This is a genomic window from Pseudomonadota bacterium (assembly GCA_016719885.1).
Lineage (GTDB): Bacteria > Pseudomonadota > Gammaproteobacteria.
The window spans coordinates 1-13,111 of the sequence record JADJYF010000030.1; the positions used below are offsets into that span (position 1 = coordinate 1).

The window sequence follows — 13,111 nt, forward strand, 5'->3', positions numbered from 1 at the left end:
TGCAGGTGACCGAGGAAATTGTACCACGGCACGCCCGGATACACGTGGTGACCGATGTGCAGGTTGATGTTATTCCAGAAAAACGCGTGCACCGGGTTGGACAACAGCGTGCGCGTACCGGCCAGCAGTCCGGCGTCCCGGCGTGCCATGTTGCTCGGCGATGAAACGCATGGAATTGAACAGCGAGAAGAAGAAAATCAGCCACAACCATAGCGCCAATACCTCGGCCAGCACGCCGTGGCCTGGGCGCTCGCTATCACCACCAGTAGACCAGCGCTTTGAGCAGCGTCTCCAGGCCATGTATCGCCCACTCGCGCGCCTTGAAAGCGCTTGCACGGGATAGATAAGAAGTTGGAAATGCACGAAGCTCAGCAGCGCGCCCAGCGCGTAGGCGTAGAACAGCAGGAGATTCCAGGCGGCCCGCGGCGGCCCATGGTGAACGCGTCAGGGTCGCGCGGCGAACGGTTGTAACGATGATGTTCAGAGATGGTCTTCGCGAAAGGCGATGAGGACGCGAAGATCGGAATCATGGTGACGATGCCGAAAGCCCAGCCCAGGCCGCGGTGGCGAAACAATACATCGTGCGTGGCGTCGTGCGCCAGATGTCCCGTGCCCATCCCGGGTAGCCGATGCCGATGTGGCAAGCCAGCGCCACGCACCGTAGGGGTGCTCCAGGCCAGCCAGCTCAGAGGCCACCTGGGCGCCACGAACAAGGGAATCTTGACGGGATTGGGCGGGGTCCGCAGTACGCGCAGACGGGCCAGATCGTGCGGCGCGATCCGCGGTTTCCACCTGGGGCGGACATCGGGAAACCTGTCGGATTGAAAGTCGAACGGCGAGACTAGCACGGACTTCCGACAATAGCGCGTCATGAACCTGCCCGCGCGACGTCAGGGCGCTGCCTTGTTTGGTCGACCGGCGGGCGGCTTCCGTCCGCGTGCGCTACGGTAACAGGTATTTTGAGGTTGTCGGCACTGCTCATCACGTCGCGCTTGGATTTCCGCTTGGGCATGGCACCCACCACGCCCGGTGGCGGCGGCCGTTCTCGAGCACATGAAGGAAACGCGCGTGATCGACCTTGCCATTGAACCGCTCCAGCAGGTTGGGGGCGAACGTCGAGCCGAGTTCGCTACCGCCATGACACACCTGGCAGTTGGCGGCGTAGGTGCGCCAGCCGAAGTAGGTTTCCCTGTCGACGGAGCAGGTCTCCGCGGCACTCGCCGCCGTCGGACATTCGACCGGGTAAGTACGGCGCCGCCGGCGCATCCACCGACTGTGCGTGGGCCGCGTTGGCGACGATGAAAGTCACCGAGCAAAGTTTCAGGGCGTGGCGAACGACGGAAACGAAAAGCTTGAGCATGGCTGGAGTCCGCGAGAGCTGGGTAGACGGTGCGCCACCGCCATGGCGACGCGGGGCCGCGATCTCGGGGCGTACAACCCGCCGGCACCAGGCGACACGTGGTCGCGCGGCATCGGCGGAATGCCCGCTATTTGGCGGGAACGTGGGTCTGGTGCGCCGGCGGCGCCGCGGCTCGCCAGCCGCCGCCGAGCGCGCGATGAATCTACCAATCGTTGCGCGACGTTGACGGCCGACAGCGCCTGCTGATCTTCGAGCTGCAGCAGGCTGCGTCCGGCGTCCAGCACCGTGAGGAAATCCTCGGCGCCTTCGAAGAAGCGCAGCTCGGCGAGCTCGGCGGCGTCGCGACTGGCGGCCACCGCCGCCACCAGTTGTGCCTGGCGTTCGCGTTCATTGCCATAGCCGCTCACCGCGCTGTCGACTTCCTCCAGCGCCTGGGTGACGGTGGTCTGGTAGCGCGCGACATTGGCCGCCGCCGCGGCGTCGGCTTGCGCGATGCGCGCGTAGATGCCGGCGCGATCGAAGATGTTCCAACGCAGCGCCGGTCCAGCGTGAACAAGGGCGCACCGGCGGCCGCCAGCTTCCCGTCGGCGATGCCGACACCGGGCCGCCCACCAGCGTCACGGTCGGAAAGAGATCGGCGGTGGCCACGCCGATGCGCGCCGAGGCCGCCGCCACCGCGCGCTCCGCGGCCTGGATGTCCGGCCGACGACGCAGCAGATCGGCGGGCTGACCGATGGCCACCAGCTCCGGCAGCGCCGGCCATGGCGCCGCGCGCCGAGCCGCGCGTCCAAGGCGCCGGGCGGCTGCGAGGTCAGCGTGGTCAAGCGATTGCGCGCCGCGCGCTCGGCGGCGCGCAGCACCGGATGGTGGCCTGGCTGGTCAGCAGCTGGGTGCGCGCGCGCGACATCGAAGCTCGGTGGCCGCGCCTTCCTTGTTTAACAACAGCACCAGGTCGAGTGTCTGCTGTTGCACGGCCACGTTGCGCTCCGCCACGCCGAGGCGCATCTGCGTGCCGCGCACATCGATATAGGCGCTCGCGACCGTCGACAACAGCGACAGCAGCACGTTGTTGCGCACCGCTTCGAGCGAGCCGAGTTCGGCGGCGGCGGCGCCCACCGAGCGCCGTACGCGGCCGAACAGATCGATCTCCCACAACATGTCGATACCGAGGTCGCCAGCGAACGTACCGGCCCCGATCTTGCGGATCGGCCTTGCGCTGCGCGGCCTGCGCGTCAGGCGTTCGCGCACCACGCCGTTGACGTCCACGCGCGGCATGCGCAGGTTCTCGGTCTCGCCGAGCTGCGCGCGCGGCCTCGACATTGGCGATGGCGACCTTGAGATCGTTGTTGGCGGCCAGCGCCGCCGCGATCAGGGCATCGAGGTCCGGATCGTGCAGTGATTGCCACCATTGTTCGGGCGGCTCGCTGGTGACGACCCGCGCCGGGTTGCCGTCGTCGCCGGCCACGCGAAAGGCCGGCATGGCGTCAGCGTCGGTGGCGGCGGGCGCCTGGTAATCGGGTCCGACCGCGGCACAGCCGCCGAGCAGCGCCAGGCACACCAGGACAGCGATTCGATTGCGCATCATGTCGGCCATTCCCCGCCACGCTCCTGCACGCGACGCCGGCGACGCGGCGCCGGCGCCGGTGGCGAGCACCAGCGGCACCACGCCCATGATGAAGGAGAACGAGGTCATGAGGATCGGCCGCAGGCGCGTGCGCGCGGCCTGCATCGCTGCTTCACGACGACCGAGACCGGCGGCTTCGGCCTGGCGCGCGAACTCGACGATGAGGATGGCGTTCTTGGCGGCCAGACCAATGAGCACGATGAAACCGATCTGCACCAGGATGTCGTTCTGCATGCCGCGCAGGCTGACGCCGGTGATCGAGGCGAGCAGGCACATCGGCACGATGAGGATGACCGCGAGCGGCAGCATCCACGATTCGTACAGCGCCGCCAGCACCAGGAACACGAAGGCCACGCCGAGGCCGAAAGCCATCGCGGCGGTGTTGCCCGCGAGTTTCTCCTGCAGGGCGAGATCGGTCCATTCGAAGCCATAGCCTTCCGGCAGCACTTCCTCGGCGAGTTTCTCGATGGCCGCCAGCGCCTCGCCGGTCGAACGGCCCGGCGTCGCGATGCCCTGCACTTCGGCGGCGGTGTAGAGGTTGTAGCGCGCCACGCGGTAGGCGCCGGTCAGATCGCTGAAGGTGGTGAGCGAACCGAGCGGCACCATCGCGCCGCGATTGGAACGGGTCTTGAGTTTCAGCAGATCCGAGGGGTCGTCGCGGTAATTGCCTTCGGCCTGGGCGGTGACGCGATAGGTGCGGCCGAGGAAATTGAAGTCGTTGACGTAGGCCGAGCCCAGGTAGATCTCAAGGGTGTCGAGCACACGCTCGGCGGGCACGTCGAGCTTCTCGGCGCGCGTCCTGTCGATGTTGGCGAAGATCTTCGGCGTCTTGGTGTTGAAGGTGGTGAAGACGTTCTTCACTTCCGGCAGCTGGTTGGCGCGCGCGATGAATTCGGTGGTGACCTGCTCCAGGGCGCGCACGCCGTGACCACCACGGTCTTCGATGTAAAGCTTCCAGCCACCGCCAGTGCCGATGCCGCGCACCGGTGGCGGCGGCACGACGAAGGCCATCGCCTCCTGGATCACACCGAGCTTCTGCTGCGCGACGCGCAGCGTTTCGGTGACCGGGCTGTGGCGTGCGGCACGATCGGCGTAGGGCGCGAGCGGGCAGAAGGCCGCGCCGGCATCGGGTGCGTTGGTGCGCGTGGCGCCGTCGAAACCCGCGAAGCCGGCGCAGTGGGCGATATCCGGCAGGTCGAGCAGGATGCCGGCGGCGCGCCGCACGACTTTGTCGGTGCGCATCACCGACGAGCCCGGCGGCAGGCGATAGACGGTGATGATGTAGCCCTGGTCCTGCTGCGGGATGAATCCGGTGGGCGTGCTGCTGAAGGTCTTCCAGGTCAGGAAGATGAGCCCGGCGTAGATGATCATCATGACCAGCGTCATGCGTACCAGGCGCTTGGTGATGGCCGCGTAGCCACTGGCGAAGCCGGCGAAGCTGGCATTGAAGGCGCGCGAACAGCGTGAACGGCATCAGCAACATGCTGACCACGGGATGGCGCTTGGCATGCGCGTCGTGAGGCTTCAACAGCAACGCGCCGAGTGCGGGCGACAAGGTCAGCGACACGATGGCCGAGATCACGGTGGCGCTGGCGATGGTCAGGGCGAACTGGCGATAAAACTGGCCCGAGATGCCGGAAATGAACGCGGTCGGCACGAACACCGCCGCCAGCACCAGCGCGATGGCGACCAACGCGCTGCCGACTTCGTCCATGGTCTTGTGCGCCGCTTCGCGGGGCGACAGGCCTTCGGCCAGGAAGCGTTCGATGTTCTCCACCACCACGATGGCGTCGTCCACCGCGATACCCACCGCCAGCACCAGGCCGAACAGGGTCAGGTTGTTGATGGAGAAACCAAACGCGCCCATCACCGCGAAGGTGCCGATCAGGGCAATCGGGATGGCGACGATGGGAATGATGGCGGCGCGCCACGACTGCAGGAACACCATGATCACCAGCACCACCAGCGCCATCGCCTCGAAGATGGTGAGGTAGACCTCGTGCACCGAGTCGGCGATGAACTGGGTGGGATTGAAGGCGATGACGTAGGCCACGCCCGACGGCAGCTCCTTGCCGATCTCGGTCATGAGGTTCTCGACCGCCCGCGCGGTCTCGATGGCGTTGGAGCCCGGCCGCTGGAAGATCGGCATCGGCAGCGCCGGCTTGCCATCGATGTAGCCGATGGTGGAGTAATCCTGCGCGCCGAGTTCGACGCGTGCGACGTCCTTCAGGCGCGTGATGCGACCGCCGCTGCCGCGCTTGACGACGATGTCGCCGAACTGCTCGGTGGTGAGAAAGCGGCCCTGGCTCTCGACCGCCAGTTCGAAGGCGCCGGTGCTCGGCACCGGCTGCGCATTGATGGTGCCCGATGCCACCTGCACGTTGTTGGCGCGCACCGCTTCGACGATTTCGGTGGCGGTGAGATCGCGCGCCGCCGCGCGCTCCGGGTCTATCCAGATGCGCATGCCGTAGGCACGCTCGGCGAAGATGTTGATTGAACCGACGCCGTTCAGACGCACCAGCCGGTCGACGACATGGGTACGCGCGTAGTTCGACAGGTAGGTCGGATCGCGCGAGCCGTCCGGCGAGAAGATGTGCACCACCATCAACATGTCGGGCGAGTTCTTGGTGACGTTGATGCCGAGTCGGCGCACGTCTTCCGGCAGGCGCGGCACCGCGATCGCCACGCGGTTCTGCACCAGCACCTGGGCGATATCGAGATTGGTGCCGAGTTCGAACGTGACGTTGATGACCAGGCGGCCGTCGCCGGTGGCGGACGACTGCATGAACAGCATGTGGTCGACGCCGTTGATTTCCTGCTCGAGCGGCGTGGCCACGGTGTTGGCCACGGTCTCGGCGCTGGCGCCGGGATAGTTGGCGGTGACCTGGATGGTCGGCGGCACGATGTCCGGATACTGCGCGATGGGCAGCGCCACGTAGGCGATGGCGCCGACCAGCACGATGATGATCGAGATGACGGCCGCGAAGATCGGCCGGTCGACGAAGAAATGCGTGAAGCGCATGGCTTACTTGGCGGCGGCGTCTTTGATGGTGCCGTCCTCGGCGATGGTGGCCATGGTCGGCGTCACCGGTTTGCCGGGATGCGCGCGGATGATGCCGTTGACGACGATGGTCTCGTCGCTCTTCAGGCCCTCGCGCACCACGCGCAGTCCGTCGATCAGCGGCCCGAGCTTCACCACCCGCGCCTCGATGACGTTGTCCTTGCCGAGCACCATCACCAGCTTGCGCGCCTGGTCGGCCACCACCGCGATGTCCGGCACCATCACCGCTTCATGCTCGCCGGCGCCGTACAGGCGCGCGCGCGCGAACATGCCGGGCAGCAGCACGTGGTCCGGGTTGGGGAACGTGGCATGGCCACGGATGGAGTCGGAGTTCGGATCGATTTCGTTGTCGACGAAGGTCATGTTGCCCTTGTGCACCCACTCCGTTTCGTCGATGAGCTGGGCTTCGATGCGATTCGGCACGTCACGCGAGGAGCGGCGCGTGCCGGCGCTGTCGAGACGCGTGTAGCGCAGGAACTCGGCTTCCGAGGCCTCGATTTCGAATTCGATGGGATCGAGCGAGACAATGGTGGTGAGCAGGGTCGAATCGGCGCTGCCGCCCGAGATGAGGTTGCCGACGTCGACGCGGATATCCGACAGGCGACCTGCCATCGGCGCGCGCACCTCGGTGAAATCGAGATTCAGTTCGGCATTGCGCAAGGCGGCCTTGGCGGCATCGACTTCGGCCTGCGCGGCATCGCGCTTGGCGCGTCGCTCCTCGGCAGTCTCGGTGCTCATGGCGCGCGACGATTGCAGGCGCTGACCTCGTTCGAACTCGAGCTGCGCGACCTTGAGCTGCGTGCCGGCCTGGTCGACACCGGCCTTGGCGCGCGCCACCTCGGTCTTGAACGGGCGCTGGTCGATGACGAACAACAGCTCGCCGGCCTCGACCATCTGGCCTTCCTTGAAATGCACCGATTCGAGATAGCCCGACACGCGCGCGCGCGTCGACGCGCTCCTTGGCGATGAAGCGGCCGGTGTAATCGTCCCATTCGGTGATGCGTTTGAAGACCGGCTTGGCGACCGTCACCGCCGGCGGTGGCGGCGCGGCGGCGGGCGCCGGGTCGGCGGCGCGCGCGCCATGCGCGCCCAGCCCCAGGAACATCATCCACACCACGGCGAGCGCGCCTCCTGCGGCGCCGAAACGTAGCTTCGCCTTCACGGTCATACGCGACCCGTCCTCACCACGCACAATTGCTGCCCTGCAGTATCGCAGAAAGCCCGCATGCCGACGATACCGATTCGGGGAAGCGCACGCCGGTCAAGGCATGTTCGCGGCCCTGATCGAGCGGCCTGTGCCAATTGTGGACAAACGTGACGGGCGCTACTCGCGTCGCTCATTCGGCCGCCAGGCGCGCGCGGTCGTGGGGCTGTTGCAAACCGTGCTCGTAAAAGGCCGGCCCGCGCGGAATGATGCCGTTGGGATTGACGTGGGTGATGGAGTAATAGCCACGCACGAAGTGCGGGACGTTGACGGTGTCGGCCACGCCCGGCCACTGGTAGAGCTCGCGCAGGTAGTTCGACAGTGCCGGGTAGCTGGCAATGCTGCGCTGATTGCATTTGAACAGCGCGTGGTAGACCAGATCGAAACGCAACAGGCTGGCGAGCAGGCGCCAGTCGGCTTCGGTCACGCGCGTGCCGACGAGGTAGCGCTGCGTGGTCAGGCGCGCATCCAGCCAGTCGAGGGTGGTGAAGAGCTTGTCGAAGGCCTCGTCGTAGGCGGCCTGGCTGCGCGCGAGGCCGACCCGGTAGACGCCATTGTTGACGCCGTCGTAGACGCGCTGGTTGACGGCGTCGATGTCGGCGCGCAGTGCCTCGGGGTAATAGTCCTCACGGGCATCGGTGAAAGCATCGAAGGCGCTGTTGAACATGCGCATGATGTCCGGCGACTCGTTGTTGACGATGACGCCGGTGTGCTTGTCCCACAGCACCGGCACCGACACCGTGCCGCTGTAGTCGCGACGCGTGGCGGTATAGGCCTGGTGCAGGTGGGTAAAGCCATTGACCGCATCCGGCGCGCAGCCGCCGGGATAATCACCGAAGGTCCAGCCCTCGCGGCGATCGTTGGGAACGGCGATGGTCATGGAAATCACGTTTTCCAAACGCTTCAGGCGCCGCATCAGGATGGTGCGCCACGCCCATGGGCAGTGGTAGGCGACGTAAAGGTGATAACGGCCGGGCTCGGCCTTGAAGCCGCTCGCGCCATCGGCGCTGACCACCTGGCGGAAGGCGGCCGGCTCGCGCACGAAGCGGCCGTCCTCGATAGGGATCATGGTCGCCTCGGCGTCCCACTTGCCGTTGATCAACAGGCCCATGGCGCATGCCTCGCATCGGGATGATGAGAGGCATTGTAGAGGAGGCTCGGTCTTTGTGGGTCGGACTTCAGTCCGACATTGAAATCGGGTGCGGGTGGCGCATGTCAGACTGAAGTCTGACCCACGATTACGCCACGATCAGGTAAATCGCCTCGATGAACTGCGGGTCGACTTCGTCCATCAGCTCTTCGCCGCTGCAATCGATGGCGAGGCCGTGGTTGGCGAGCGGCGACACGTCGGCCTGCTGTTCGCGCGGAATGCGCTCGGAATAACTGCCGGTACCGGAGCAGTTCGCGACCGCGTCGGCGACCTTGAGGATGGCCGCCTCGGCGCCGGCGCGGCGGGCGCGCTGCGGCTCATGGTGCCAGTAGACGGTGTCGACCAGCGTGTCGGGCAGGTTCCAGCTGTCCAGCATCATGCCGGTCAGCATGGCGTGATCGAAACCGAGATCGCGCTGTTCCAGGACGTGCAGCTTGTCCTCGTCGCCGGCCGCTTCGATGATCACGGACTGCGCTATCTCGGGAAAGCGCTTGTTGATGAGCAAGGTGCCGATGTCGTGCAGCATGCCGGCCACGAACAGGCGCTCGGGATGCAGCACGCGCGCGCGGCGCGCGATAGCCTGCGCCACGAGGCCGGTATACACGCCGTGGCGCCAGAAGGAATTCATGTTGGTGACCGAGCTCGACAGGCGCGAGAAGGTCTGCACCGCGCATACCGACGTCACGATTTTCTGGATTTCGCCCATGCCGAGCAGCATCACGGCGCGGGTGATGGTGTCCACCCGTCCGGGCAAGCCGTAGAACGCGCTGTTGGCGAGTTTCAGGATACGCGCGGTGAGATTCGGATCGCGGATCACCACCAGCGCCAGTTGCTCCAGCGAGGTGCTGTCGTCAGCCACCAGTTCGTTGATCTTCAAACACACGTCCGGCGGCGAGACCAAGGCAGACATGTCTTCGATCAGACTGCGCGCGATGCGTTCGCCGGGCGTGGTGATGTCCATATGGACGGCAGGCATGCTCAAGATGGCTGTCCTTGTTGTTATTCCCCGATGCGAATCTGTGTCGGCCGCCGGCCGGCAAGCTTGAGCCGCGCCACGGCGAAAGCCGCCAGCGGCGGTGAAAGCGCCGCGCTCAGCCGCGCGGCGCGGGGAAGAACCGGTTGGCGGGACGCGGCAGGCCGAGATGTTCGCGCAACGTGTGGCCGCTGTAGGCGCGGCGGAAAATGCCGCGGCGCTGGAGTTCCGGCACCACCGCCGACACGAAATCGTCGAGTCCGGCCGGCAGGAACGGGAACATCACGTTGAAGCCATCGCAGGCACGCGTCTCCAGCCATTCCTGCATCTGGTCGGCGACCATGGCCGGCGTGCCGATCATTTCGAGGATGCCGAACGCGCCGCCCACCCACTGCGCGAGCTGGCGCACCGTCATGTGCTTGTCGCGCGCCATCGCCACCAGCTTGTCGCGACTGCCACGGCTGGCATTGCTTTCGGGCAGCTCGGGCAAGGGGCCGTCGAGCGCGAAACCGCTGACATCGCAGCCCAGCATCACCGACAACGACGAGATACCCGAATCGGGATGCACCAGCGCGTCGAGCCGCGCCTTGCGATCCTCGGCCTCGGCCTGGCTGCGGCCCAGCACCACGAACGCGCCCGGCATGATCTTGAGATGCTCGGGATCGCGCCCGACGACCGCCATGCGGCTTTTGACGTCGGCATAAAAGGCCTGCGCCGCCGCCCGTTCGACGTCGGCCGAGAACACCATCTCGGCGGTCTCGGCCGCCAGCTGCCGCCCGGCTTCCGAGCTGCCGGCCTGCACGATCAGCGGCCAGCCCTGCACCGGACGCGCGACATTCAGCGGGCCACGCACCGCGAACTCGTCGCCCTTGTGATCGAGCACGTGCATGCGCGCCGGGTCGAAATACACGCCCGCATCGACATCGCGGATGAAAGCATCGTCCGCCCAGCTGTCCCACAGGCCGGTCACCACCTCGTAGAACTCACGCGCGCGCTTGTAGCGCTCGGCATGCTCGAGATGCTGTTCGCGCCCGAAGTTCATGGCCTCGTGGGGATTGGCCGAGGTCACCACGTTCCAGCCCGCGCGTCCGCCGCTGATGTGATCGAGCGAGGCGAACTTGCGCGCGATGTGGTAGGGCTCGTTATAGGACGTCGACGCGGTGGCGATGAGGCCGATGCGCGAAGTCACCGTCGCCAGCGCCGGCAGCAGCGTCAAGGGGTCGAAGGACGTGACGGTCGCGCTGCGTTTCAGGGCCGCCATCGGCATGTTCAACACCGCCAGGTGGTCGGCCATGAAGAACGCATCGAAGCAGCCTTGCTCCAAGGTCTGGATGAAGCGCACGTAGTGCTGGAAATTGAAATTCGCGTCCGCGTAGCTGCCGGGGTAGCGCCACGCGCTGGTGTGGATGCTGACCGGGCGCATGAAGGCGCCGAGATGGAGTTGACGTTGACGGTGCACGTGCGGCGCTCGTGTTGCTGTGGATGGTGGGCGGTCGCGGCCCGCCGCTGCCGAAGCGCAAGGATAACGACGCAGCGCGCGGATTCAACACGCAGCCATGGGCACCACCGGTGCCGGCCAAGGCCTGAGGGGAATTTCGATTGTGCCTTGCCAGCCCCTGCCCACGGTGACACATTGACGCCGACGCCGCGCTTCCGGGCGGCGCTTTTGGGGAGACATCAATGGGTAATGACATGCCGGCCAGCGGGCCGGCCCCGCGGACTTGCGCCTCGGCCTCGCGGCGGCGCCTGTTGTGCGCGGCGCTGGCGGCGGGCCTCGCCCGCCCCGTGCTCGGCGAGGCGGCCGACGCCGATCCGAGCAAACAACCGCCGCAGCCCGGCGATGTGCTGGCCTTTGCCTCGTGGGACGACGATCCGCGCGCCGTGAGCGCCGCCGACGTGGCGCTCGACGCCGCACCGCTGTCGGTCTATCCGCAGGATCCGGCCAGCGGCGTGACGCGCGAGAATTCGCGTCTCAACCAAATCCTGCTGCTGCGCCTCGCGCCGGACAGCCTCGACGAGGCGACGCGTGCGCGGGCCGTCGACGGCATCGTCGCCTATTCGGCGATTTGCACCCACGCCGCCTGCGCGGTCAGCGAATGGGCGGCGGACAAGCGCCACCTGGTGTGCCCTTGTCATTCCTCGGAATACGACCCGGCCAAGGGCGCCGCGCGCGTCACCGGCCCGACCGCGCGACCATTGCCGTCCCTGCCCATCAAGCAGGTTGGCGACAAGCTAGTCATCGCCGGCCCCTTCAGTGGCGCGCTCGGCGCGCCGGCTCCTTGAGGTGACGTGATGCGTTCAGTGTTCCCGATCCTGCTGCTGTTGCTGACCGTCGCGGGCAGCGCGCCGGCCGCCGATGGCCTGCCCTACTCGTCCGTCACCGACGCGCGTCTCACCCGGCCCGAGCCCGGCAACTGGCTCATGTACCGGCGCACCTACGACAGCTGGGGCTACAGTCCGCTCAAACAGATAGACACCAGCAACGTCACCCAGCTGAAACCGCTGTGGAGTTTTTCGACCGGCGTCGAGGAAGGCCACCAGTCGCCGCCCATCGTCAACGACGGCGTGATGTTCATCACCACGCCGCGCGACCAGGTGTTGGCGCTGGACGCGCGCAGCGGCGACCTCATCTGGCGCTATCGACGTGAACTGCCGGCCGATCTCTTCCAGTTGCACCCGACCAATCGCGGCGTGGCCCTGTATGGCGACCGCGTCTACATCGCGACCGTCGATGCCTTCCTGGTGGCGCTCGATGCGCGCACCGGCAACGTGGTGTGGGAGAAGCCGGTCGAGAACTACCTGGCCGGCTACTACATGACCATGGCGCCGCTGGTGGTGGAAGGAAAGGTGATGGTCGGCGTGTCGGGCGGCGAGTTCGGCGTGCGCGGTTTCATCCAGGCCTTCGATGCCGCGAGCGGCGAATCACTGTGGAAGACCTACACCGTACCCGGCCCCGGTGAGCCGGGGCATGACTCCTGGCCCGGCGAAACCTGGAAGAAGGGCGGCGTGCCGGTGTGGATCACCGGCAGCTACGATGCCGACACCAAGCTCGCCTACTGGGGCACCGGCAACGCCGGACCGTGGATGGGCGATCAGCGTGCCGGCGACAATCTCTACGCGACCTCGGTCATTGCGCTCGACGTCGCCAGCGGCCAGATCCGCGCCCACCACCAGTATCACTGGAATGATTCGTGGGACTGGGATGAAGTCGCGGCGCCGCTGCTCATCGATCTCAAGCGCGATGGTCGCGTGCAGAAGAGCCTGGTGCATGCAGGGCGTGACGGCTACCTGTGGGTGCTGGAGCGCTCCGCCAGCGACATCCGTTACGTGAGCGGCCAGCCCTACGTGCAACAGAACGTGTTCACGAAGCTCGACCCGGAAAGCGGTCGCCCGCAATACGACCCGACCAAGATCCCGCGCAGCGGTTCGCGCTCGGAATTCTGCCCCAGCCTGTGGGGCGGCAAGGACTGGCCGCCGACCGCCTACAGCCCCGATACCGGCTACCTGTACATCCCCGCCAACGAGAACCTGTGCAGCGCCTTCACCGGCGAGAAAGCCAAGTACCGTCGCGGCGAACTGTACATGGGCGTGCCGTTCGCCAAGATAGAAGTGCTGCCGACGCCCGCGGCGCGCGATCACATCGGCGAACTGCAGGCCTGGGATCTCGCCACCGGCAAGAAGGTGTGGACCACCAAGTTCAAATCCCACAACTGGGGCCCGGTGTTGACCACCGGCGGCG

At 66.6% G+C, this 13,111-nt stretch carries 11 protein-coding genes and 1 pseudogene; 2 read left to right on the forward strand and 10 right to left on the reverse strand.

Features of this window, described 5'->3' with window-relative positions:
* The 10 genes and pseudogenes from IPM80_24360 to IPM80_24405 all read right to left on the reverse strand — a co-directional run.
* Positions 1-149 (reverse strand): fatty acid desaturase (locus IPM80_24360; GenBank protein ID MBK8961469.1); only part of this gene is annotated, 149 nt, incomplete at its 3' end.
* Positions 150-368: 219 nt separating this feature from the next.
* Positions 369-848, reverse strand: a complete 480-nt coding sequence (locus IPM80_24365) for a hypothetical protein (protein ID MBK8961470.1) — start codon at positions 846-848, stop codon at positions 369-371.
* Between the two features lie 133 nt (positions 849-981).
* Positions 982-1,266, reverse strand: a complete 285-nt coding sequence (locus IPM80_24370; protein MBK8961471.1) for a c-type cytochrome — start codon at positions 1,264-1,266, stop codon at positions 982-984.
* 54 nt (positions 1,267-1,320) lie between these two features.
* Positions 1,321-1,896, reverse strand: coding sequence for a TolC family protein (locus IPM80_24375; protein ID MBK8961472.1), 576 nt, complete (start codon positions 1,894-1,896; stop codon positions 1,321-1,323).
* A gap of 343 nt (positions 1,897-2,239) precedes the next feature.
* Positions 2,240-2,680, reverse strand: coding sequence for a TolC family protein (locus IPM80_24380; GenBank protein ID MBK8961473.1), 441 nt, complete (start codon positions 2,678-2,680; stop codon positions 2,240-2,242).
* 310 nt (positions 2,681-2,990) lie between these two features.
* Positions 2,991-6,006, reverse strand: a pseudogene (locus tag IPM80_24385) (multidrug efflux RND transporter permease subunit).
* A 3-nt stretch (positions 6,007-6,009) separates the two neighbouring features.
* Positions 6,010-6,981: an efflux RND transporter periplasmic adaptor subunit gene (locus IPM80_24390; protein ID MBK8961474.1), complete on the reverse strand. Its 972-nt coding sequence runs from the start codon at positions 6,979-6,981 to the stop codon at positions 6,010-6,012.
* A 401-nt stretch (positions 6,982-7,382) separates the two neighbouring features.
* Entirely contained in the window at positions 7,383-8,360 is a 978-nt protein-coding gene (locus IPM80_24395; protein MBK8961475.1) for a glutathione S-transferase family protein, read from the reverse strand.
* A gap of 127 nt (positions 8,361-8,487) precedes the next feature.
* The gene (locus IPM80_24400; protein ID MBK8961476.1) at positions 8,488-9,375 is read right to left on the reverse strand and encodes an HDOD domain-containing protein; all 888 of its coding nucleotides are present in this window, start codon (positions 9,373-9,375) and stop codon (positions 8,488-8,490) included.
* Positions 9,376-9,490: 115 nt separating this feature from the next.
* A complete protein-coding gene (locus IPM80_24405; GenBank protein ID MBK8961477.1) occupies positions 9,491-10,831 on the reverse strand; it encodes an LLM class flavin-dependent oxidoreductase in 1,341 nt (446 codons plus the stop codon).
* A 221-nt stretch (positions 10,832-11,052) separates the two neighbouring features.
* Between IPM80_24405 and IPM80_24410 the strand changes: the two genes are divergently transcribed.
* Positions 11,053-11,655 (forward strand): Rieske (2Fe-2S) protein, encoded by a 603-nt coding sequence (locus IPM80_24410; GenBank protein ID MBK8961478.1) that lies wholly within the window; start codon positions 11,053-11,055, stop codon positions 11,653-11,655.
* A 9-nt stretch (positions 11,656-11,664) separates the two neighbouring features.
* Positions 11,665-13,111: PQQ-dependent dehydrogenase, methanol/ethanol family (locus IPM80_24415; protein MBK8961479.1), on the forward strand; the 1,447-nt coding region annotated here is incomplete at its 3' end.